We start from the raw sequence: 21,816 nt of genomic DNA, 5'->3' as shown, positions 1-21,816 counted from the left end.
GTGAGGAGGGCCGGTGCCGCTGTTCGAACGCCGGAGAAGGCGCGTCGCCGCCGCCGCGGACAACAGCGTGATCCGGTCGCTGCGCGACAGTGGCGCGATCCAACTCGTCCCGATCGGCGGGCTCGACCCGCTCCGCCTCGGCGTGCATCCGGCCTGGCAACTGCCCGGCGGCGAACCGCTCCCGCCGTACGTGCCGCGCACCGCGGACGCCGAACTGGACCGTGCGCTCTCCCGGGGCGGTCTTGTGGTGCTGCAAGGGGATTCGGCCGCGGGCAAGACGCGCTCGGCGTACGAGGCGGTGCTGCGTAACGCTTCCCGGCTCAGCTGGCGCACGCTCGTCGTGCCACGGGACACCGCGGCGTTGCGTGCGCTGGCCGGTACCAGCATCGGGCTGACCGAAACCGTGCTGTGGCTGGACGACCTGGACCGTTACCTGTCCACCGACAGCCTGGACGACGGGCTGCTCGGCGCGCTGTGCCCGCCCGGCCGTCCCGACGTCGTGCTGCTCGCGACCCTGCGCTCGGGCGCCCGCCCCGCGCTCGACACCGACAAAACGGGCCGGATGCTGACCGGCCCGGTGTTGCTGGCGCGGCGCCTGGACCAGGCGGAAATCGCGGTGGCGCAACGGTTCCGCGGTGACGCCCGGATCGCCGAGGCGCTCGACGGAGACGCCGGACTCGCCGAGCAGCTGGCCGCGGCCCCGGCCGCCGTGCAGCGCTGGCGAGCGGCCGAGAACGAGCCGGGCGCGGCCCTGATCAGTGCGGCGGTGGACCTGCGGCGCGCCGGTTATCTCGACCCGGTCCCGCTGGACTGGCTGGTGGAGCTGCACACCCCGTACCTGTCCGCGCAGTTCCGGAGCGGGTTCGGCGAGACGGATCTCGCCGGTGCGCTGGCGTGGGCCGTCGAACCGGCGCGCGGTGCCGCCTGCGCGCTGCGACCGGTGGACCCGAACCGCTATGTCGCCTTCGACTACCTGGTCGACGACGCCGAGGCCGCCGGGGACGAGATCCCCGACCCGGTGTGGCGCCGGCTGCTGGGCACCCGCGGGCTGGCCGTGGACCAGATGTTCCGCATCGCCGGGGCGGCCGCCCGGCACGGCCGGATCGCGGAAGCGAGCAGGCTGTGGTCGGTGCTGGCGGCGGGCAACGACCCGTTCGCGATGTACAACCTGGGCTGGGCCGCGCAGACCGGCGGGGACGAGGCCGCGGCCGAAGGCTGGTACCTGCGCGCCGCCGAGGCGGGCAACAGCTGGGCGATGTCCGCGCTGGGCACGCAGGCCGAGGCGCGCCAGGACGTGGCGAGCGCGGAGTCGTGGTACCGGCGGGCCGCCGAGGCCGGGGACATCAAGGGGCTGACCAACCTCGGCGGGCTGTTCGCGCAGACCGGCCGGATCGACCAGGCCCGCGCGGCCTACCGTCAGGCGTCGGCGGCGGGTGATCCGGCCGGGGCGCGCAAGGAGGCGGTGCTGGAGATCCTGCACGGGGATCGCCAGCGGGGCGCGGAACTGCTGCGGCGGGTCGCGCTCGCCGGGGACGCGGCGGCGGTGCGGCTGATGGGCCTGTTGTCCCAGACCGGGAACACCGGAGTGCCACGGGAGGACGTGCAGGCGCTGCGCCGGGTCGCGGCCGAGGAAGGCGACACCGAAGCAGCGCTCGAACTGGCCAGAAGCCTCTGGAGCCAAGGAGATCTGGACGCGGCGGAGACGTGGTTCCGGCGCGCGGCGACCGCGGAGCACCCGCGGGTGGCGGAATTCGGCCTGGCTGTGCTGCTGGAACAGCGCCGCCGCACCGAGGACGCCGAGGCCTGGTACCGGCGCGCGGCCGAACACGGGCTGCCCGAGGCGATGCTCAACCTCGGCACGATCCTGCAGGAACACGGCGAGTACACCGAAGCCGAGCAGTGGTACCTCCGCGCGCTCGAAGCCGGGCACCTGCCCGCGGAGGTCAACCTCGGGGCTTTGCACTGGCGCCGCGGCAACCTCGCCGAGGGCACCACCTGGTACCAGCGTGCCGCCGCCCGCGGTGACGAACTCGCGAAACAGGCATTGGCCGACTCCCGCGCGGAAAGCTGAGGGCTTGGCCGGAGAGACAAGATCGGCCTAGGCTCTGCTGATGAGCGGTCCAGGTCGTGCCGACATCACGCTGTTTCGCACGATCCAGCGCGACGCGGTGTTCCAGGCGACCGGATCGCCCTATCTGGTGTTGGACACCGGGCTCCGGATCCGGGCCGTCAACCCGGCCTACCTCGCGGTGACCGGCCGCTCGCAGCGGGACCTGCTGGGCATGCACCTGTTCGACGCGTTCCCGGACAACCCGGACCGTCCCGACGCGGACGGGGTGACCAACATCGAGCGCTCGCTGGAGCGGGTGATGTCCCGCAAACGACGGCACCACATGCGCGTGCAGCGCCACGACCTCGCGAACGCCGACGGGGAGTTCGTGGCGCGCTACTGGGTTCCGGTCAACTCCCCCGTGCGCCATCCCGGCGGGAAGCTCGCCGGGGTGCTGCACCACACCGAAGACGTCAGCGCGCTGGAGCCGTTCCTGCACGGCAATGAGCCGGATGATCCGAGGATGTCCGGGCTGCTGGCGATCGCCGCGCTGCGGGAACGGATGGCGAGCGCGGCGCTGCACGAGGAGGCGGCGAACCTCCGGCAGGCACTGGTCGCGCGGGCCACCATCGAGCAGGCGAAAGGGCTGCTGATGGCCTGGCACCAGTGCGGCCCGGACGAGTCCTTCCTGTTGTTGCGCAAGCTTTCCCAGCAGAACAACGCCAAGGTCCGCGAGGTCGCCGCCAAGCTCGTCGAGGAGAACGGCCAGGGCCCGCACTGACCACTTGTATCGTGCCGTTGATACAAGACGGCGGGATCGATCAGCGGGCCGCGGTCGACACCGAGACCGGCGTGCCGCCATGGCGCCAGGTGCACGACCAGATCACCACACCGACCGTCACCGGGGTGCTGGGCAGCCGTACCCGGCTCCCGCCGATCCGGCAGCTCGCGGGCGATCCGGGCCTGGCCTCGGGCACGATCGCGCGTCGACCGCGAGCTGGAGAACGGCGGCTGGGTGCGCACGGGCAGGGCCCGCGGGACGGTCGTCGCCGAGGTGCCCATTCAGCCGGGCAGGCTCACGGTGCTGGAGGAGGCCGCCGCCCGGTTCGCCACTTTCGCGCGGGATCTCGGCGTGGACGCCGAAACCGCGGCGGCCGCGGTGCGCGCGGCCTGCGAACGGCCGCCGGACTGATCAGCAGGCGCCCCGGCATACCCCGCCGGGCCACCCTAAGCTCTGCGGCTATGGCCAAGTACTTCGACGTGCATCCGGAGAACCCGCAAAAGCGCGCCATCGACCAGGTGGTGGGGCTGGTGCGCGAAGGCGGGCTGATCGCCTACCCGACCGACTCCTGTTTCGCACTCGGCTGCCGGCTGGGCAACAAGGACGGCATCGACCGGATCAAGTCGATCCGCCAGCTCGACGAGAAGCACCACTTCACCCTGGTGTGCCGGGATTTCGCCCAGCTCGGCCAGTTCGTGCTGGTCAACAACTCGGTGTTCCGCTCGATCAAGGCGGCCACCCCGGGCAGCTACACCTTCATCCTGCCCGCCACCAAGGAAGTCCCGCGACGGCTGCTGCACCCGAAGAAGAAGACCGTCGGCGTGCGCATCCCCGACCACGTGGTGGCGCAGGCGTTGCTGGCGGAGCTGGGCGAGCCGCTGGTGTCGAGCACCCTGCTGCTGCCGGACCAGCAAGAGCCGCTGACGCAGGGCTGGGAGATCAAGGACGAGCTGGACCACGTGCTCGACGCCGTGATCGACTCCGGCGACTGTGGCACCGAGCCGACCACCGTGGTCGATTTCTCCGATGGCGAACCGGAAATCGTCCGCTACGGCGCCGGGGATCCCGCGCGTTTCGAGTGAGCGTCAGACCAGGGGCCTGCCCTCGGCGATCCGCCGGCGCAGGTCCCACAGGTAGGCGTTGTACGGGAATTCACGCAACGGCCGCGGCGAATGCAGCGCCACCGCGCCGATCCGCCGCATCAGCCGGTCGAAGCGGCGCTGGCGCCCCGGTGACCACGTCAGCTTCATCTCCTCGCGGAACCGCGGCGGCAGGAAACCGGTGGTGACGAACGTGGTGAACCCGCCCATCGCCGCGCTGACCGGCCGCGGCATGAACTTCATCCTCGTGATGTCGAGCAGGTGGGCCCGGATGGTGTCGTCGATGGCGATCCGGTCCAGCGCGCTGTTCCAGTATTTTCTCGAAGGCGGCGCGGTCGGCGGGCCACATCTCCTCGCGGACCTGCAGCGTGGTGCCCAGCCGCGAACACGCCTGATAGGCCTCCTCCGCGACGTCCGGGTCCAGTCCGCCCGCGAACACCCGGTAGATGTCCTCGACCCCGCGGTAGAGACAGGCGGCGACCCACAGCTGCAGTGCGGGATCCAGCGCGTTGTACTTCACCGGGCTCGACTCGGTGGAGCGCACCTGGGCGTGCTGTTTGCTCACCGCCCGCCGATAGGCCTTGCGCTCTTCATCGGTGCCCATCGTGGCGACCGCGAGGTAGGTCAGCGTGGTGCGGGTCCGCTTCACCGGGTGGTCGAACAGCCGCCCGTTTTCCACCCTGCTCTCGTAGACGCCGTAGCCGACGGCCGGGTGGCCCAGCTGCATGATCACGTTCGCCGGCCCGGCGAGCAGGCCGGCCCCGAGCATCAGGTCGTCGCTTCGCATCGCGGCTCCAATCTGAACACACCCGTTAGCAGATATGCTGTGCCGGAGCGCCGCGGATGTCAAGATGGCCGGTATGGAAACGACACCGCTGCGCACGTACGGAGGCGTCGCGGGCGAGGACCGGCAGGCCGGGCGCCGCGCCCAGCTGATCGAAGCCGGCCTGCGCCTGCTCGGCTCGCCGGACGGACCGCAGGAGCTCACCGTGCGCGGCGTCTGCCGGGAGGCGAACCTGGCCGCGCGGTACTTCTACGAGAACTTCGCCGACCGCGACGCGCTGGCGATCGCGGTGTACGACCACGTGATCACCGAGATCGCCGCCACCACACTCGAAGCCGTCCGCGCCGCCCCGGCCGACGCGCGCGCGAAAACCCGTGCGGGCCTGGGAAATCTGGTCCGCCGGATCGCCGAGGACCCGCGGCGCGGGCGGCTGCTGTTCTCCCCCGCGCTCAGCGCCACCGTGCTCGCCGCGCGCCGCGTCGAGTCCACCCGCTGGTTCGTCCACCTGCTCGGGCTGCAGGCGAGCGAGTTCCTGCGGGTCGACCCCGGGCCACGGCTGGAACTGCTCTCGCAGGTGCTGGTCGGCGGGCTGGCGCAGGCGCTCACGTCCTGGCTGGACGGCACCCTCGAGGTGGCCGAAGACGGCCTGGTGGAGCAGTGCACGGACATCTTCGTACAGGTCTCGGCGCTGGCGTGAGCTTTAGCGATCGCTCAGTAAAGGTGTACCTTGGGCCGATGGCGACCGAGACGACCGGCCACGACTGGCGCAGCTACGAGCCGCTCGCGCTGTCCCCGATCCTGACCCACGCGCTGGACGCCTTCTACGAGCAGGGTTTCCACGGCACCGCGGTCCGCGACATCGCCCGGCGGGTGGGGGTCACCGTGCCCGCGCTGTACTACTACTACGAGAACAAGGAAGCCATCCTCGTCACGCTACTGGAGACCGCGACCAACGACGTGGCGAGCCGGGCGTTCGCGGCCGCCGAAGAGGGCGGCGAACGGCCCGAGCAGCGCCTCGCCAACGTGATCGAGGCCGTGGTGCTGCACATGACGCACCGGGTGCGGATGGCGGCGCTGGACTCGGAGCTGCGCTACCTGCTGCCTGCCAACCGCAAGCATTACGCGGCCACCCGCAAGAAGATCGAACGCCTGCTCACCGGCATCATCGCCGACGGCGTCCGGGACAAAGTCTTCCAGGTGGCCGACGTGGCCGAGACCGGCCGCGCGTTGCTGGGCATGTGCCAGTCGGTGGCCACCTGGTACCGCGAAGACGGCCCGCTGCGGCCGGAGAAACTGGCGGCGAAATACGTCGAGATCGCGCTCTCGACCGTCGGCACCACGAAGAGACCGCGCAAAAACTGAGTCGTCACAACGGGTTCTGTACTTAGCGATCGTTTAGTAGGCTTCCGCCACGAGGAGGTGCCGACGATGGCCCGACCGATCCGCATCGCGAATTTCTCCGGTTACCTCGGAGACCGCTACACCGCGCTCGACGAGGCGATGGCCGGGGATCCGGTGGACGTGCTGGCCGGGGACTACCTCGCCGAAATCACCCTCGCCGCGCTCGCCGCCCGCTACCGCAAGGATCCCTCCCGCGGTTACGTCGAGTACTTCCTCGACCAGATCGCCCCGCACCTGGACGCCATCGGCAAACGGGGCATCAAGGTGGTGACGAACGCGGGCGGCTTCCACCCGGCCGGGCTCGCCGCCGCGCTGCGCGAGCTGGCGCCGGAGCTGCACGTGGCGCACGTCGAGGGTGACAACGTCGTGTCCCGGCTCGACGAGTACGCCGAAGCGGGGCACCGACTGGAGAACCTGGACACCGGGCTGCCGCTTTCGTCCTGGGGAATCGTGCCGATGGCCGCCAACGCCTACCTCGGCGGGTGGGGTATCGCGGCGGCGCTCGCCGAGGGCGCCGACATCGTGATCTGCGGCCGGGTCACCGACGCGTCGCTGACAGCCGGCCCTGCCGCTTGGTGGCACGGCTGGCGCCGGGACGACTGGGACGCCCTCGCCGGAGCCGTCGCCGCCGGGCACATCATCGAATGCGGCCCGCAGGCGGTGGGCGGCAACTTCTCCGGGTTCACGCGGATCGCGAACATGCTCACCCCGGGGTTCCCGATCGCGGAAATCGCCGCGGACGGCGGCAGCGTGATCACCAAGCACGCGCGGGACGGCGGCGAGGTCACCGTGGACACCGTCACCGCCCAGCTGGTCTACGAAATCCAGGGCCCCCGCTACCTGAACCCCGACGTGACCGTGCACCTGGACACCCTGCGGCTCGCGGCGGCGGGCAAGGACAGGGTCGAGCTGTCCGGCGTCACGGGTTCGCCGCCTCCCCCGACCACGAAGGTCGCGGTGTTCGGGCAGCTCGGCTACACGGTCGTCAACACGGTGTACGCCACGGCGCCCGACGTGGACGCGAAGGTCGCCCTGCTGCGCGCGCAGATCGGCAAGGATCTGCCCGAGGGTGTCGAGCTGGACATCACCTGCCTCGGCACCGCGGCGACCGACCCCGAGACGCAATGGGCGGCGACCGTCCCGGTGCGGGTGATGGCGGCGGCGGCCGAACGCGAGCCGCTGGTGGCGTTCGACCTGGCGCAGCGGCTCGGCAGCCTTTACCTGCAGAGCATTCCGGGCTTTTTCCACGACGGCGGCGGCACCTTGAAGGCCACCCCGAGGCCGCGCATCGACTACTGGCCGGCCCTGCTGCCGATGTCCGCGGCCGGGCACCGGACGGTCCTCGGTGACGGGCGCGCACTGGACATCGAGCCACCGGCCGAAACCGCCACCGCACCGCAGCCGGTGCATCCCGAACCGCGTGCGGCCCCGGCGCCCGCCGGCACCCGGCTGGTGCCGCTGGGCACCGTGGCCTACGCCCGCAGTGGCGACAAGGGCGGCAATTCCAACGTCGGCGTGTGGGTGCCCGACGAGCGGGCCTGGCCGTGGCTGCGCGACACACTGTCCACAATCGAGATCCGCAGGCTGCTGCCGGAAGTCAAGGACGCCGAGATCGTCCGGCACGAGTTCCCCGCGCTGCGTGCGGTGCATTTCGTGCTGCGGGGCCTGCTGGGCACCGGCGGGTCGTCGAACCTGCGGGTGGACCAGGTGGGCAAGGCGGTGGGCGAATACCTGCGCGCCAAGCACGTCGCCGTCCCACAGGAGCTGCTCGATGGCACTGACTGACCGGATCGCCAAGGCGGTCGCGAACCCGCTCACGCACGACGGGTTCGATCCGGATGCCGAGTTCGCCGAGGTGCTCGGCGGGATCGGGATGAGCCCGGCGGACACCGGCGGCGCGGTCACGTTCACCGGCGCCGATCCCGTCGTGCCCAGCACGCTGCGCCTCGGCGGCGCGGCGGCGATCGCGCTGGCCGCGAAGTCCGCCGCGATCGCGAAACTGTGGCGGCTGCGCGGCGGCGAGGGCCAGGACATCGCGGTGGACCTGCGTGTGGCGCCGCACCGGTTGTGCCCGTTCTACGACCGGAAATGGGAGCTGCTGAACGGATATCCGGCCGGCTCCCCCTCGAATCCCAGTCAGGCGCTGGGTTTCCGGTTCTACCGCACCGCCGACGACAGATGGGTGATGCCGCTCAACCCGTATCCGAAGATCAAGGTCGCGGCGCAGAAACTGCTCGGTGTCCCCGATTCCACCGAGTCCGTCACGGCGGCGATCGCCCGGTGGAAGGGGCTCGACCTCGAACATGCGGCGGCCGAGGCGGGCGCGGTGCTGCCGATGCTGCGCACGGCCGAAGAGCTGCTGGCCGAGGAGCACTACCGCGAGACCCTGGCGGGGCTGCCGCTGATCGAGGTGACCAGGATCGGTGACTCGGAGCCGGAACCGCTGCCCGGCGGGGTGGCGCAGCCGCTGACCGGGGTCCGGGCGCTGGGCATGGGGCACGTGATCGCCGGGGCCGGCGTCGGCCGCGCGCTCGCCCTGCACGGGGCGGACGTGCTGAACCTGTGGCGCCCCAACGAAATCGAGCACGACGTCACCTACATCACGGCGAACGTCGGGGTCCGCTCGGCCACCGTCGACCCGTACCGGCACCAGGAGCGGGTGGCCTCGCTGCTGGCGGGCGCGGACGTGTTCTACGCCAACCGCAGGCCCGGGTACCTCAGCCGCATCGGGTTCTCGTCCGAGGAAGCGGCGGCGGCGCGGCCGGGCATCGTGTACGCGACGGCGTCGCTGAACGGGGAGACCGGGCCGTGGGCCGGGCGCGTCGGCTTCGACCAGACCGCGGGCAGCCTCGTCGGCATGATGCACCTGGAAGGCGACGGGGAGCGGCCGGCGCTGCCGCCGATCCTCGTGGTCAACGACTACATCGTCTCGTGGCTGCTGACAGCCGGGATCGTCGAGGCGCTGGCCCGGCGGGCGGTGCACGGCGGCAGTTACAAGGTGCACGTGTCGCTGACCCGCGCGGCGCTGTGGATCCTGAGCATGGGCGTGTTCGACAAGGACTACGCCACCGAAACGGCCGGCCGCGGCGAGGAACACGCCTACCGTGACCCCGAGACCTTCACCGCGGACACCCCGCTCGGGCACTACCAGGGGGTGACCGACCAGGTGCGGATGTCCGCCACCCCGGGCGAGTACCCGTTCGTCCTCGCGCCGCGGGGGTCCTCCCGTCCCGAGTGGTGAGGCCGGCGTGACTCTCGAACGGGGCAGCCCGGCCTGGCGGTACTTCGGGGATTTCCGGACCGGCCTGCTGGCCGCCCAGGTGCTCACGCTGCAGGTGGCGCATCCGGTGGTGGCCGCCGGGGTGCGGGACCATTCGGACTACGTGGCGAACCCGTGGACACGCCTGATGCGCACTGGCGCTTCTTTGTCGATTTACGTCTATGGCGGGGCGGAGGGCGCGGCGTACGAGGCCGGGCGCCTGCGGGCGCTGCACCGGGAGTTCACCGGTGTCCGGGACGACGGGCGGCGGTACTCGGGCCTCGATCCGCACGCGTATGCCTGGGTGCACGCCACGCTGGTGCGGCTGGCGGTGGACGCGCAGGAGTTCTTCGGGCGCCCGATCCCGGCGGCCGAACTGGAGGAGTACTACGCACAGATGACCGAAGTGGGCAGGCTGCTGGGGATCGGGGACCGGTACCTGCCGGGGTCGTGGGGCGAGTTCTGCCGGTACTACGACGAGATGGTGGCTTCGTTCGGCCCCAACGGCACGATCGACGAACTGGTCGAGACGATCGGCACCGTGCGCCCGCCGTTCCCGGTCCCGTTCTGGTCTTCCTTACGGGGCCTGCAACTCTTCCTGCTGTCGGCCACGCTCCCGCCGGCGTTCCGCGACCGGCTCGGTCTACAGTGGACGGACGCGCAGCAACGACGCTTCGACCGTTTACGCACCGTCGTGCGCACGCTGGCCGCCCCGGTCCCGGCGTCCCTGCGCAACGCGCACTTCCGCTTCCTCGCCTGGCTGAACATCTGGTACCGCGCCCGCCACGCGCCTGCGGACTAGAGCAGCGTGATCTCGTCGAGACGCCATTCGCCGTTGGCCCGCACTAGGGAAAGGCGCATCCGGCTACGGTCGATGCGCGGGTCTTTCAGGTTGGTGTTGCGGATGCTCTGGTCGACGAACGCCAGTACGACGGCGTGCTGGTCGTCCGCCTCGGTGACGGCGGCGTCGAGCACAGAGCCCTGCGACGTGGCCTGGTACTGCTGGATCAGCTGCAACAGCGAAGCCGAGGCGTTGCGGTAGTCCGCGGCGAACTTGTCCGTCGAATGCGCGACGATCTCGTCCAGGTTCGCGTTCGGGCTGTGATAGTCGTAGGTCGAGATCGCCGCCGCGTACCCTGGATCTGACTGGATATCACATATATGATCTGCCGGTGATGTCGGTGACGCAGTGCTGCCACGGCCCTTCCCCGCCCCGTGCGCAGGCGAGCGCTCGGCCGTGCGGGCGCACGGGACGGCCGGCGGCGGGATCAGTCCTCGCGCCAGAGCCCGGTCTTCTCCAGATGCGCGATCAGGCGCGCGCCGCTTTCCGTGACGTGGCGGTGCATTTCCACGCCGCCGGCCGCCGTGTCACCCTTGCGCAGCGCGCGCAGGATCTTCCGGTGCGCGCTGACGGTGAGGTCACGCCATTCGGCGTCCGAGGAGTAGAAATGCCGCGGCAGATAGACCGTCGCGCTGCGCAGGAACCACGAAAGCTTGCGCGAGTGCGCGGCCCGGTTGATGGCGCGGTGGAAGTCGTACTCAAGCCTTTCCAGCTCCGCCGGGTCCGGCCGGTTCGCCGCCTCGGCGAGCTCTTCGTTCATCCGCTCCAGCTCGTCCAGGTCGTCGGCGGCCAGGTGCTCGGCCGCCCGGCCGAACAGTGTGGTGGCCAGGTCCGCCTGCAGCCCGAACATGTCCTCGACGTCCAAACGGGACAGTGGCGCGACCACGAAACCACGGTGTGGCTCCAATTCCACCATGTCCTCGCCGCGCAGCACGGCCAGCGCCTCGCGCACCGGGGTGACGCTCACGCCGAGTTCGGCCGCGACCTGGTCGAGGCGGAGGAACTCCCCTGGCCGCACCTCACCGGACATGATCAGGTTGCGCAGGTGCGCGGCGACCTCGTCGGCCAGCTGGGGCCGCCGGGGTAGTCCCGCGGTTCGCGACATACCGTCCTCCCTCTATTCGATATAAGATATTAGACCGATCCCGGAGGTGTCGATGTCCGGCTACTGGCTCCGCCGCATCGAGCGGCTCGATCCCGTCACCGACCACCAGGAGATCTACCGGATCTCCATCGGGTACGAGTTCCCGTGGGATTACCAGCGGGCGCTGGAATTCGCGCTGTTCCGGACTTACTGCGTGCCGAGCATCTCGAACCTGCTCTCGGCGACGCGGGAGTTCGCCGAGCGGCCGCAGCGGCGCTACGACGACACGGCGCTGCTGATGGCGGAGCTCGCCGAACACGGCTACGACTCACCGCGCGGACGCGAGGCGCTCAGTGTGGTGAACCGGATGCACGGCCGTTACCGCATCAGCAACGACGACATGCTGTACGTGCTCTCGACGTTCGTGTTCGACCCCATCGAGTGGATCGACCGGTACGGCTGGCGCCGGCTGCACGAACACGAGCGGCAGGCGGCGTATCACTATTTCTTCGAAGTCGGCCGCCGGATGGGGATCAAGGAGATCCCGGCCGGTTTCGCGGAGTTCCGCCGGTTCAAGGACGCCTACGAGCGCGAGCATTTCGTGTACTCGGACACCAATCACGAGATCGGCACGTACACCCTGAACCTGTTCGCGTCGTGGTATCCTGGCCCCTTGCGGGGCGCCGTTTCCACCGGCGCGAAGAGTCTGCTCGACCCGCTCATGCTGGCCGCCTTCGGCTTCGACCCCGCGCCCGCGTGGGTCGGGCGGCTCGTGCGCGGGGCGTTGCGCGCCCGCGCCGTGCTGGAACGTCCGCTGCCCCGCCGCCGTCGCTCGAAGCTCCTGCGTCCAGGCTCCGCCAAGAGCCACCCGGATTATCCGAACGCCAAGACCCCGGCCGACATCGGCGCCCCGGAGCCCCCGAAGGACATCGATCCGGCCCATCTGCGCCGCCCCCGCACACCCACCGCCTGACGCGGACTCCCGTGCGGCGCAGGGCCGCACGGGAGTCCGCGTCAGGAGTACAGCGAGGTGATGTCCGGCGCGAAGCGGTCGCGGATGATGCGGCGACGGAGTTTCAACGTCGGGGTGAGCTCGCCGGACTCCGCGGTCCACGGCTCGGGCAGCACGGCGTATCGCTTGATCTGCTCGGCGCGGGCCAGCTGCCCGTTCACCTCCTCGATGAGCGCGTCGAGCTCCGCGCGCACGGCCGGGTGGCCGGCCAGGTAAGTCAGGGTGCCCGTGATTCCCCGCGCCGCGGCCCACGCGGGCGCCGTCTCCTCGTCCAGCGTCACGAGCGCGGTGAGGTACGGCCGCTGGTCCCCGAGCGCGATCGCGTAACCCACCAGCGGATGCGCCCGCAGCAGCCCCTCGATCTTCGTCGGCGCCACGTTCTTCCCGCTGGAGGTGATGATCAGTTCCTTCTTGCGGTCGGTGATCGTGAGGAACCCGTCCTCGTCGAGCGCCCCGATGTCACCGGTGGCGAGCCAGCCCTCGTCGTCGGTGTCGTCGCGCACCGTGCCGTCCGGCTGCAGATAGCCGAGGAACACGATCGGCCCGCGCACCAGGATTTCCCCGTCCTCGGCGATCCGGACCTCGACCCCGGGCAGCGGCTTCCCGACGGTGCCGGCCTTCGCGGCGCCCGGCGTGTTCGCGGTGGCGCAGCCCGTGGTCTCGCTCATCCCCCACACTTCCAGCACCTCGATTCCCAGCCCGCCGAGGAATTCCCGCACCGGACCCGGCAGCGGCGCGGACCCACTCGCCGGCCAGTTCAGCGCGTCCAGCCCGAGCTGTGAGACGAGCCCCGCGGCGCCGTCGGCCACCGAACGCAGCGCGCTCGCGATTTTCTCCCACACCCTGGGCACGCCGAAGAACGACGGCGGCCGCACACTGGCCAAAGTGGACACGATCTGCCCCGGGTCCGCGCAGATGAACACGTGCGAGGCCTGGTACAGCGCGCGGTAGATCGCCAGCTCCCGCTCGGCGACGTGCGCGAGCGGCAGGTACGCGATCGTCGGCGCGTGCAGGTCCATCGGCGCCACGCGGTTGAGCGAGACGGCCTCGTACAGCACGTTGTAATGGCTCAGCACCACGGCTTTCGGGTCACCGGTGGTGCCCGAGGTATACATCATCGCCACCGGCTCGGTGGCGACGACATCGTCGGTCAGCTTCTCCACCACGGCCGGATCCTGCCGGTGCAACCGGGCACCCCGCGCGCGCAGCTCCGGCCACCGCACGAACCGTGGATCGTCGGGCAGCGGTACGTCGTCCACCACGACGACATGCCGGATGGTGCTCGACGCGGCCAGCGCCGGCGCCCATCTCGCGAGCTCGTCCGCCCCTTCGAGCACGACCACCGTCGCACCGGAATGTGTTGCGACGTAAGTGATCTGGTCCGGGCTTAGGGTGTGGTAGGCGGTGCACGAGATCGCCCGGACGTGCGCGGCGGCGAGATCGGCGATCCAGTGCTCGAACCGGCTGGTCATCATGATCAGCAGCCGTTGCCCCGGCGCGATCCCCAGCGCGCCCAGCCCGCGGGCGACCTCCGCGGCACTCGTCCGCAGCTCCGCCCAGGTAAGCGTTTCCTCGCCGGCTGTGAGCGCCGGATGGTCCGGGTATGTCTCGGCGTTGCGCCGCAGCAGTCCGGGCACCGTCAGCTCGGCGGCCTCGGCCGCACACTCCTGTGCGAGGTCCATGCTCAACTCCTCCGCTCGACTCCGCTCGGCATAACGAGTGTTACGTATCATGCGTTACGCAACAAGGGTTACGATGCAAAAGGTGCGCAGGAAGGCGTTCCCAACACACACTGTGAGGCACTGATGGCGCGTCGGGTGCGGGATCCGCAGTCCAGGGACCAGCTCGTCGACGCCGCGTGGCGGCTGGTGGCGCGGCTCGGCCCGGCGGCGACCACACTGCGCGCGGTCGCCGCGGAGGCCGGGGTCACCACCGGCTCGGTGACGCATTACTTCGAGGACAAGGCGGAACTGATGGCCGCGGTCCTGCGGCACAACGGCGCCGTCGCGACCGAGCGCGTGGTGCGGGCCGTCGGCGCGAAACGCGGTATGGCCGCGGCCCGGCACGCCACCCTCGCCCTGCTGCCACTCGACGACGTGCGGTTCCGGTGCTGGCAGGTGTGGCTGGCGTTCTGGTCACAGGATCCGGGGCAGGTCCGCGAAGGCGGCTTCGCCGAGGGCTACCGGGAGTGGTCCGGTCAGGTGGCCCGGCATCTCGCCGAAGCCGTCGAGGACGGGGAGCTGCCGGCCGGGCTCGACGTCCACCACGAGATCAACGTGCTGGGCACGCTGGTCGCGGGCACCGGGCTGCTCGCCGGTTCCGACGAGGCCGGCCGCGCTCAGCTGCGACGCCGGGCGCAGCGCGTCTTCGGCGAGCATTTCGCCGCGCTGGCCGCGCCGGAAGTCAGTTGAGCGTGGGATTCTTCGGCAGGCAGAACGCGAGCCGGGACCACGGCGGGGCCGAGCGGCCTGGCTCCGGCACGGGAAGCGTCAGGTAGGCCCAAACGCCCATCCCGTCGCTGTCGTAGTCGACGCCCCAGCCCGCCGAGCCGTTGCGCCCGCCGTCCATGAACCCGGGCCTGCTCGGCGGGACCAGCCTGTCGCCCCGCACATCGACCCTCAGATAGTGCGGATCCGTGGCCCGCACGAGACAGACGGTGACCGGGCCGCAGTCGTCGTCGAAGGCGTCGGCGCAGAGTTCGTCCAGGAACAGCAGCACGCTGACCACCACTTCGGAGGTGCAGTCGAACAGCAGTCCGCACAGGGCGTTGCGCAATCGCGCGAGGTCGGGCAAATCGCGCAGCCGGCGCCATACGATCTGCTCTCCGCAGGACCACTGGACCGTCATGGTGGGGACCCTCTCCGCTGGCTGTTCAACGGCCGGTTATCCGAGTTACCCGCGAGCACACCGGCTAAACACGAATAATTTGGCGGCCCCGGTCCTTTCGGTGACACTGGACTCCATGACCGAGCGAATGGCACCCGGCAGGCCGGACGAGGACAGCGCCGCGCTGGCCGAACTGCTCGGCTCGGTGGTGCGCACCCTCGAACCCGAGCCCGACGTGGACTCGACCCTCGAACACATCGTGCAGGCGGTCGCCGCCACCGTGCCGGGTACCGAGAACGCCGGGGTGACCCTGCTGGAAGGCGGCAGCGTCCGCTCGGTCGCGCCCACCAGTGAGGTGGTCGCGAAACTGGACCGGCTGCAGGAGGACCTTTCGCAAGGCCCGTGCGTGGACGCGGTTTTCGAGGGCACCGTGTACCGCACCGGGAACATCGGCGCCGACACGCGCTGGCCCGAGTTCGCCGGCGCCGCCGCGGGGCTGGGTATCCGCTCGATGCTGGGCATCCGGCTGTTCACCAGCTCGGCCAACCTCGGCGCACTCAACCTCTACTCCACCGAGTTCGACGCTTTCGACGAGGAGGCCGAGAACATCAGCACCCTCTTCGCGGCACACGCGGCGATCGCGCTCGCCGGCTCGAGACGCCAGGAGCAGCTCCGGAACGCGCTGGCCACGCGCGACACCATCTCGATGGCCAAGGGCATCCTGATGGAACGGCACCGGATCACCGACGAGCAGGCCTTCGGCCTGCTCGTGCGGACTTCCCAGCGCTCGAACAGGAAACTGCACGACATCGCGCAGTGGCTGGTCCACGAGGCCAACACGCACGGCCGAACCGGCTGAGCCGCCTGGGTGTCGTGGTGGGCGACGGGTGAGCGGTTCCTCGCGCCGGCCCGCGAACCACTTTCAAAACACTCATCAGCCCTCGTCGGCGAGTTTTTTCAGCACTGACTCGGAGATCTCGGCGAAGGCCTCGACCTGGTCCGGGGCGAGCGCGTCGAACACCAGGCGGCGCACCGTTTCCACGTGCCGAGGGGCGGCGTCTTCGATGGCCCGGCGCCCTTCCGGCGTCAGCACGATGAACGCGCCACGCGCATCGGACGGACATTCTTCGCGTGCGACGAGGCCCCGCCGCTGCATCCGCGCGAGGTGGTGGGAAAGCCTGCTCTTCTCCCACTGCAGGGCGCGCGCCAGCTCGAAGATGCGGACCCGCTCGTCCGGGTTGTCCGTCAGCTGCACCAGGACCGCGAAATCGGAATGTGACAGCTCGGAGTCGGCCTGCAGCTGCCTGCTGAGCACGGCGGTCAGTTGGGCCTGCATCGCGATATAGCCGCGCCAGGCCCGTTGTTCGGCGTCGGTCAGCCAGCGAGTTTCCGTCACGCGATCGAGTATACGGGAATAGTTGACACGTCACCTAAGTTGGCTACGCTGAACGCATCAACCGCCACAAGGAGGTTTTCCCATGACTGCCCCGGCAAACTACGGCCAGCTCACCGGCACCTACGAGCTCGACCCGGCGCACACCCGGATCGGTTTCGTGGCCCGGCACGCGATGGTCACCAAGGTGCGCGGCGCCTTCAACGAGTTCACCGGCAAGGCCGAGATCGACGGGGACAACCCGGAGAAGTCGAGCGCGTCGGTCACCATCAAGGCGGCGAGCATCGACACCCGCAACGCCGACCGGGACGCCCACCTGCGCAGCAACGACTTCCTGCAGATGGACGAGTACCCGGAGATCACCTTCACCAGCACGGAGATCAAGCAGACCGGGGACAACGAGTTCGACGTCAGCGGTGACCTGACCATCCGCGGTGTGACGAAGCCGGTCACCATTCCCTTCACGTTCGAGGGCACGGCGCAGGACCCGTTCGGCAACACCCGGATCGGTTTCGAGGGCTCCACGGTGATCAACCGCAAGGACTACGGCATCACCTGGAACGCCACCCTGGAGACCGGCGGCGTGCTGGTCAGCGACAAGGTGACCCTGGAGTTCGAGGTCTCGGCGATCAAGACCGCCTGACACCCCGGGCACGGAGAAGGCCACCCAGCGCGACCCGCGCCGGGTGACCTCCCGCCTGTGTTCAGGCGCGTGCGGCCGCCAGCGCCCGGGTGGTGAGCACCCGGGCGAGATGCGACCGGTACTCCGCCGTCGCATGCGGTTCGTCGACCGGGGAAGCGTTTTCCGCCGCCAGCGCACCCGCCTCGGCGACGGAAGCGCCGGACGCCAGCGCCTGTTCGGTGGCGGTGGCCCGGATCGGCGTGCCGGCCATGTTGATCAGGCCGACCGAACCGCCGGCCACGGCGACCCCGACGATGGCCCAGTCGATCGCGCGGCGGGTGAACTTCTCGAAACCCCAGCCTTCCCCGGTGCGCAACGGAACCCGGATCTCGGTGAGCAGCTCGTCGGGCTCCAGCGGGGTGGTGAACGGGCCCAGGAAGAACTCCGCCGCCGGGATCCGGCGCTCGCCGCCGGGTCCGCGCACGACGAGTTCGCCGTCCGAAGCCAGCACGGCGGCAGGCAGATCCGCCGCCGCGTCGGCGTGCGCGAGCGAACCGCCGATGGTGCCGCGATGCCGGACCTGCTGGTCCCCCACCTCGCCCGCCACGTGCGCCAGCAGCGGCGCGTGCTCGCGGAGCACGCTGTCGTGGTGCAGGTCGTGGTACCGCGACAACGCGCCGATCGCCACGACGTCGCCCTCGACGCGTACGTACCGAAGGTCCGCGATCGGCGCGACGTCGACGAGCACCTCGGGCGCGGCGAGCCGCAGCTTCATCAGCGGCAACAGGGAATGCCCGCCTGCCAGCAGCTTCGCGTCGTCACCGTACTCACCGAGCAGCGCCAGCGCTTCGTCCACAGTGGACGCACGGCGGTAGCTGAAACCGGCCGGGATCACTGCTGCACCTCCTGGCCCGACGCGTCCATCACGGCGCTGACGATGTTGTGGTAGCCGGTGCACCGACAGAGGTTGCCCTCCAGGCCGGTGCGCACTTCTTCCCTGCTGGGCTGGGGATTGTGCGCCAGCAGGGACACCGAGGCCATGATCATGCCCGGGGTGCAGAACCCGCACTGCAGGCCGTGCTGTTCCCGGAACGCGCGCTGCACCGGGTGCAGCTCACCGTCCTTTCCGGACAGTCCCTCCACGGTGGTGACCTCGTGCCCGTCGGCCTGCGCGGCCAGCACCGTGCATGATTTCACCGACTCGCCGTCCAGCAGCACCGTGCAGGCACCGCAGGACGTGGTGTCGCAGCCGATGTTCGTCCCGGTGAGCCCGGCGTTCTCGCGCACGAAATGCACCAGCAGCGTGCGGTCCTCCACCTCCTCGGAAACGGTGCGGCCGTTGATCTCGATGGTGACCTTCACTGCGCCTTCGCCTCCATGTATCTTGCGGGACACCCGCACCCGATCGGTCCTCCCCGCACCCGTTCGTGCTTCACGGCTGCTGCGTCCGGTCCTCGATATCTTGCGGGACACCCGCACCCGATCGGTCCTCCCCGCACCCGTTCGTGCCTCACGGCTGCTGCGTCCGGTCCTCGATCGCCTGCCAGACCCGCAGCGGGGTGGCCGGCATGTCCAGGTGCCGCACGCCGAGATGCGACAGCGCGTCGACCACCGCGTTGTGCACCGCGGGCGTCGATCCGATGGTGGCGGCTTCGCCGATTCCCTTGACGCCCAACAGGTTCCGCGTGGTGGGCGTGGCCATCTCGACGAGCTCGAAGTCCGGCAGCTCGGTGGCCGTGACGAACGAGTAGTCGGCGAGCGTGGCCGTGGTCGGGTTGCCGTCCTCGTCGTAGCTCATCACTTCCAGCAGCGCCTGCGCGATGCCCTGGCCGAGCCCGCCGTGCCGCTGGCCGCGGAACACCAGCGGGTTGATCACCGGGCCGGCGTCGTCGGCCGCGACGATCCGGCGCACCACGACCTTCCCGGTCTCGGTGTCCACGTCGACGACCGCGAGGTGCGCGCCGAAGGGGAAGGTCGGGCTGCCGTCGCCGAACCAGACATCCGCCGACAACGCGCCTTCGTCGGCACGTGCGGCAAGCTGGGCCCAGGTGACCGCGCCGCTGGCCGGGGCGCCGCGCACCTGCCACGCGCCCTCGTCGAGGTTGAGCTCCAGGTCGTCGGGCGACGCCTCCAGCAGGTCCGCCGCGATCTCGCGGGCCCGGGAGATCACCTGCTCGGCGGCCTGACGCACCGCGGATCCGCCCAGCTGCAGGGAACGCGAGCCGAACGTGCCCACGGCCTTGGGCACCTCGTCGGTGTCGCCGTGGCGGATGGTGATCTGCTCCATCGGGATGCCGAGCTGGTCCGACAGCAGCATCGCCAGCGACGTGTCCAGGCCCTGACCGTGCGGGGAGCTGCCGGTGTACGCGGTGACCGTGCCGTCGGGGTTGATGTCCACCCGGCCACTCTCACCGCTCGCGTCGCCGCCGGTGATCTCGACGTAGCTGGCGATGCCGAGGCCGAGCGCGACCGGCTCCCCCGCTTCCCGGCGGCGTTTCTGCTCGGCGCGCAACTCGGCGTAGCCCGCCGCTTCGAGCACCTTGTCCAGCGCCCGCGCGTACTCGCCGGTGTCGTAGCTCGCGCCCGTCGGTGTGGTGTAAGGGAATTCGCCGGGCTCGATGAAGTTGGCCCGGCGCACGTCGCCCGGGTCCATGCCGATCTCGCGGGCGAACAGGTCCATCGCACGCTCGACCGCCGCTGTCGCCTCGGGCCTGCCCGCGCCGCGATAGGCGGCGATCGGGGTCGTGGTGGTGACGACGACCCGGCTCCGCGTCTCGACCTTCGGGAAGTGGTAGACGCCCGAGGCCATCAGCTCAGTCAGCGTCGGCAGGAACGCCGCGCGCGGATACGCCCCACCGTCCTGCACCACGTCGAGGCGGAACACCTCGACCGTGCCGTCGCGGCGGCCGCCGATGGTGATCGTGTTCTGCTGCGCGCGGCCGTGCGTCATCGACGTCAGGTTCTCGCTGCGGGTCTCGGTCCACCGGATCGCCCGCCCGGCGCGTTGCGCGGCCCAGCCGAGCACGACCGGCTCGGGGTCCGAGCCGATCTTCGCACCGAAACCGCCGCCGACGTCGGGCGTGATGACGCGGACCTTCTCCTCCCCGACGCCGAGGCCGCCGGCGATCGCGCCCCGGGCCATCTGCGCGTTCTGGGTGGACAGCCAGACTGTCAGCCTGCCGTCCTCGCCCCAGGCGCATGCGGCGCCGCGCACTTCCAGCGGGGCGGGGGCGACGCGCTGGTTCACGATCCGCTGGGTGACCACGACCTCACAGCCGTCGAAGGCGTGCTCGTCGAACCCGCCGCCGTGCACCTGCACGACGTTGCTGTCCTGATCGGCGAAAACCTTTGTCTCATCGGACAACGCGGCGTCGATACTCGCCACCGCGTCGAGCGGGTCGTAGTCCACGTCGACCAGTTCGGCCGCGTCCGCGAGCTGGTACCGCTGCTCGGTGAGCACCAGTGCGACCGGCTCGCCCACATAACGCACGACGTCGGCCGCGAGCCAGGGCTCGACGACCGGGCCGGAATTTCGCGGCGCCAGATCGAGATCGGCCGCGGTGTAGGCGGCCACGACACCGGGCGCCGCCAGCGCCTCCGTGGTGTCGATGGCGGCGATCCGCGCGTGCGCGATCGGACTGCGCACGAACACCGCGTGCACGGCGCCGGTCAGTGCGGGCTCACGCAGGTCCTCGACATAGGTGCCGCCCGTGGTGATCAGTTTCCTGTCCTCTATCCGGACCACCCTGGTACCGACGATGCTCAACTTGGGCCCTCCTGCTCCGGTTGCCCCCGGGAAGATCTTGGCCCAACATATGCTCCCGTTTCCGCGCGCCGCAACGACGGTCAGGAATGGAAGGCCTGCCACGCCAAAGTCGCGGCGAGGCCGAGCGCGGCGAGTCCGATTCCGATGCGCAACGGGGCGGGCGGGAGCCGCCGCACGATCGCCGGCCCGATCCAGGATCCGGCGATAGAACCGGCGCACAAGGCGACGACGGCGAGCCAGTCCACCTTGCCGGTGAAGGCGAAAACCGTTGCCGCGATCAGGTTCGCGGCGCCGGTCGCGATGTTCTTCGCCGCGTTCGAGCGGGCCAGCGACTGCACCCAGACCGTGGACAGCAGGGCCAGCATCAGCACCCCCGCGGCGGCACCGAAATAGCCGCCGTAGATGGCGACCGCGAACGCCGCCGCCCCCGTCGCCGGACCGAGCCCGTGCGTGCTCGATCCTTCCGCGAATTTCCGCAAACGCGGACCGAGGAACAGCAGGACCGACGCACCTGCGATCAAAAAGGGGACTACATAAGAGAATGTGTCGGACGGGGTGAGCAACAGCAACGCGGCCCCGCACGCGCCACCGACGGCCGTGACGAGACACAGCACCTTGAGCCGGTCGCGCTGCCCGGACAGCTCGGGCCGCGAGCCCGCGGCGGCGCCGATGGTCGAGCCGAGCATGGCGATCGTGTTGGTGACGTTCGCCGACACCGGCGGCAGCCCGACGGCGAGCAGCGCCGGATACGAAACGAGCGACGCGAGCCCGGCGACCGACCCCGTCAGCCCCGCCCCCACGCCCGCGACCAACAGGAAGAGCAGCAGCAGCGGGTTCGAGGTCATGAGCGGGAGTATCTCGGCGGGCCAGGGGCCGGGCCGCCGGTGGTGGCGCCGA

At 70.4% G+C, this 21,816-nt stretch carries 23 protein-coding genes and 1 pseudogene; 13 read left to right on the top strand and 11 right to left on the bottom strand.

All coding sequences use genetic code 11. The features are described 5' to 3' along the window. Nucleotides 1-13: 13 nt before the first annotated feature. On the top strand, nucleotides 14-2,071 hold the full coding sequence (locus tag VHD82_RS33125) for a tetratricopeptide repeat protein (RefSeq protein ID WP_325712847.1): 2,058 nt from the start codon (nucleotides 14-16) through the stop codon (nucleotides 2,069-2,071). 40 nt (nucleotides 2,072-2,111) lie between these two features. Further along, a complete protein-coding gene (locus tag VHD82_RS33120) occupies nucleotides 2,112-2,831 on the top strand; it encodes an ANTAR domain-containing protein (RefSeq protein WP_325712845.1) in 720 nt (239 codons plus the stop codon). 40 nt (nucleotides 2,832-2,871) lie between these two features. Here VHD82_RS33120 and VHD82_RS33115 read toward each other — a convergent pair whose 3' ends face one another. Continuing rightward, nucleotides 2,872-3,027 carry a hypothetical protein gene (locus VHD82_RS33115; protein ID WP_325712843.1) on the bottom strand — a complete coding sequence of 52 codons (156 nt, stop codon included), beginning with the start codon at nucleotides 3,025-3,027 and terminating at the stop codon, nucleotides 2,872-2,874. A gap of 38 nt (nucleotides 3,028-3,065) precedes the next feature. Between VHD82_RS33115 and VHD82_RS33110 the strand changes: the two genes are divergently transcribed. Next, nucleotides 3,066-3,242, top strand: a complete 177-nt coding sequence (locus VHD82_RS33110; protein ID WP_325712841.1) for a hypothetical protein — start codon at nucleotides 3,066-3,068, stop codon at nucleotides 3,240-3,242. A gap of 50 nt (nucleotides 3,243-3,292) precedes the next feature. Next, on the top strand, nucleotides 3,293-3,913 hold the full coding sequence (locus VHD82_RS33105) for an L-threonylcarbamoyladenylate synthase (protein WP_325712839.1): 621 nt from the start codon (nucleotides 3,293-3,295) through the stop codon (nucleotides 3,911-3,913). 165 nt (nucleotides 3,914-4,078) lie between these two features. On the opposite strand, the pseudogene VHD82_RS33100 reads toward VHD82_RS33105, so the two are convergent. Continuing rightward, nucleotides 4,079-4,658 (bottom strand): annotated as a pseudogene (locus VHD82_RS33100) (oxygenase MpaB family protein); the annotation flags it as partial. Nucleotides 4,659-4,791: 133 nt separating this feature from the next. On the opposite strand from VHD82_RS33100, the gene VHD82_RS33095 reads away from it, so the two are divergent. From VHD82_RS33095 to VHD82_RS33075, 5 genes are all read left to right on the top strand, one after another. Continuing rightward, complete coding sequence (locus VHD82_RS33095) at nucleotides 4,792-5,412, top strand: TetR/AcrR family transcriptional regulator (RefSeq protein ID WP_325712837.1); 621 nt, start codon at nucleotides 4,792-4,794, stop codon at nucleotides 5,410-5,412. A 38-nt stretch (nucleotides 5,413-5,450) separates the two neighbouring features. Further along, on the top strand, nucleotides 5,451-6,077 hold the full coding sequence (locus VHD82_RS33090; RefSeq protein WP_325712835.1) for a TetR/AcrR family transcriptional regulator: 627 nt from the start codon (nucleotides 5,451-5,453) through the stop codon (nucleotides 6,075-6,077). Between the two features lie 66 nt (nucleotides 6,078-6,143). Then, nucleotides 6,144-7,901, top strand: a complete 1,758-nt coding sequence (locus tag VHD82_RS33085; protein WP_325712834.1) for an acyclic terpene utilization AtuA family protein — start codon at nucleotides 6,144-6,146, stop codon at nucleotides 7,899-7,901. Then, nucleotides 7,888-9,357, top strand: coding sequence for a CoA transferase (locus VHD82_RS33080; RefSeq protein WP_325712833.1), 1,470 nt, complete (start codon nucleotides 7,888-7,890; stop codon nucleotides 9,355-9,357). The genes VHD82_RS33085 and VHD82_RS33080 overlap by 14 nt, the downstream gene beginning before the upstream one ends. 7 nt (nucleotides 9,358-9,364) lie before the next feature. Further along, entirely contained in the window at nucleotides 9,365-10,177 is an 813-nt protein-coding gene (locus VHD82_RS33075) for an oxygenase MpaB family protein (RefSeq protein WP_325712831.1), read from the top strand. Here the strand turns inward: VHD82_RS33075 and VHD82_RS33070 are convergent. Both VHD82_RS33070 and VHD82_RS33065 read right to left on the bottom strand, forming a co-directional pair. Continuing rightward, the gene (locus VHD82_RS33070) at nucleotides 10,174-10,392 is read right to left on the bottom strand and encodes a hypothetical protein (protein ID WP_325712827.1); all 219 of its coding nucleotides are present in this window, start codon (nucleotides 10,390-10,392) and stop codon (nucleotides 10,174-10,176) included. The genes VHD82_RS33075 and VHD82_RS33070 overlap by 4 nt on opposite strands. Nucleotides 10,393-10,643: 251 nt before the next feature. Further along, the gene (locus tag VHD82_RS33065; protein ID WP_325712825.1) at nucleotides 10,644-11,321 is read right to left on the bottom strand and encodes a GntR family transcriptional regulator; all 678 of its coding nucleotides are present in this window, start codon (nucleotides 11,319-11,321) and stop codon (nucleotides 10,644-10,646) included. Between the two features lie 52 nt (nucleotides 11,322-11,373). On the opposite strand from VHD82_RS33065, the gene VHD82_RS33060 reads away from it, so the two are divergent. Continuing rightward, complete coding sequence (locus tag VHD82_RS33060) at nucleotides 11,374-12,273, top strand: oxygenase MpaB family protein (protein WP_325712823.1); 900 nt, start codon at nucleotides 11,374-11,376, stop codon at nucleotides 12,271-12,273. Nucleotides 12,274-12,314: 41 nt separating this feature from the next. On the opposite strand, the gene VHD82_RS33055 is transcribed toward VHD82_RS33060, so the two are convergent. Continuing rightward, entirely contained in the window at nucleotides 12,315-13,994 is a 1,680-nt protein-coding gene (locus VHD82_RS33055; RefSeq protein ID WP_325712821.1) for an AMP-dependent synthetase/ligase, read from the bottom strand. Nucleotides 13,995-14,117: 123 nt separating this feature from the next. On the opposite strand from VHD82_RS33055, the gene VHD82_RS33050 reads away from it, so the two are divergent. Then, nucleotides 14,118-14,723, top strand: coding sequence for a TetR/AcrR family transcriptional regulator (locus VHD82_RS33050; RefSeq protein WP_325712819.1), 606 nt, complete (start codon nucleotides 14,118-14,120; stop codon nucleotides 14,721-14,723). Here VHD82_RS33050 and VHD82_RS33045 read toward each other — a convergent pair. Further along, nucleotides 14,716-15,159: a hypothetical protein gene (locus VHD82_RS33045; protein ID WP_325712817.1), complete on the bottom strand. Its 444-nt coding sequence runs from the start codon at nucleotides 15,157-15,159 to the stop codon at nucleotides 14,716-14,718. The two genes, VHD82_RS33050 and VHD82_RS33045, sit on opposite strands and share 8 nt — an antisense overlap. Nucleotides 15,160-15,274: 115 nt before the next feature. Between VHD82_RS33045 and VHD82_RS33040 the strand changes: the two genes are divergently transcribed. After that, a complete protein-coding gene (locus tag VHD82_RS33040) occupies nucleotides 15,275-15,997 on the top strand; it encodes a GAF and ANTAR domain-containing protein (protein ID WP_325712815.1) in 723 nt (240 codons plus the stop codon). A 75-nt stretch (nucleotides 15,998-16,072) separates the two neighbouring features. On the opposite strand, the gene VHD82_RS33035 is transcribed toward VHD82_RS33040, so the two are convergent. Beyond that, the gene (locus VHD82_RS33035; RefSeq protein ID WP_325712888.1) at nucleotides 16,073-16,474 is read right to left on the bottom strand and encodes a MarR family winged helix-turn-helix transcriptional regulator; all 402 of its coding nucleotides are present in this window, start codon (nucleotides 16,472-16,474) and stop codon (nucleotides 16,073-16,075) included. Nucleotides 16,475-16,616: 142 nt separating this feature from the next. Here VHD82_RS33035 and VHD82_RS33030 point away from each other — a divergent pair, with 142 nt between their 5' ends. Beyond that, nucleotides 16,617-17,174 (top strand): YceI family protein, encoded by a 558-nt coding sequence (locus tag VHD82_RS33030; protein ID WP_325712813.1) that lies wholly within the window; start codon nucleotides 16,617-16,619, stop codon nucleotides 17,172-17,174. Between the two features lie 61 nt (nucleotides 17,175-17,235). Here VHD82_RS33030 and VHD82_RS33025 read toward each other — a convergent pair whose 3' ends face one another. The 4 genes from VHD82_RS33025 to VHD82_RS33010 form a co-directional block, all read right to left on the bottom strand. Beyond that, nucleotides 17,236-18,048, bottom strand: a complete 813-nt coding sequence (locus VHD82_RS33025; RefSeq protein ID WP_325712811.1) for a xanthine dehydrogenase family protein subunit M — start codon at nucleotides 18,046-18,048, stop codon at nucleotides 17,236-17,238. Further along, nucleotides 18,045-18,515 (bottom strand): (2Fe-2S)-binding protein, encoded by a 471-nt coding sequence (locus VHD82_RS33020; RefSeq protein ID WP_325712809.1) that lies wholly within the window; start codon nucleotides 18,513-18,515, stop codon nucleotides 18,045-18,047. The genes VHD82_RS33025 and VHD82_RS33020 overlap by 4 nt, the downstream gene beginning before the upstream one ends. A 148-nt stretch (nucleotides 18,516-18,663) precedes the next feature. After that, entirely contained in the window at nucleotides 18,664-20,919 is a 2,256-nt protein-coding gene (locus tag VHD82_RS33015; protein WP_325712807.1) for a xanthine dehydrogenase family protein molybdopterin-binding subunit, read from the bottom strand. A gap of 80 nt (nucleotides 20,920-20,999) precedes the next feature. Further along, a complete protein-coding gene (locus VHD82_RS33010) occupies nucleotides 21,000-21,764 on the bottom strand; it encodes a sulfite exporter TauE/SafE family protein (protein ID WP_325712805.1) in 765 nt (254 codons plus the stop codon). Between the last annotated feature and the right edge of the window lie 52 nt (nucleotides 21,765-21,816).

Source organism: Amycolatopsis sp. (assembly GCF_035546795.1).
Classification (GTDB): Bacteria; Actinomycetota; Actinomycetes; order Mycobacteriales; family Pseudonocardiaceae; genus Amycolatopsis_E.
Note: the sequence above shows the minus strand (reverse complement) of the source record. Positions and strands in the feature narration are given on the sequence as shown.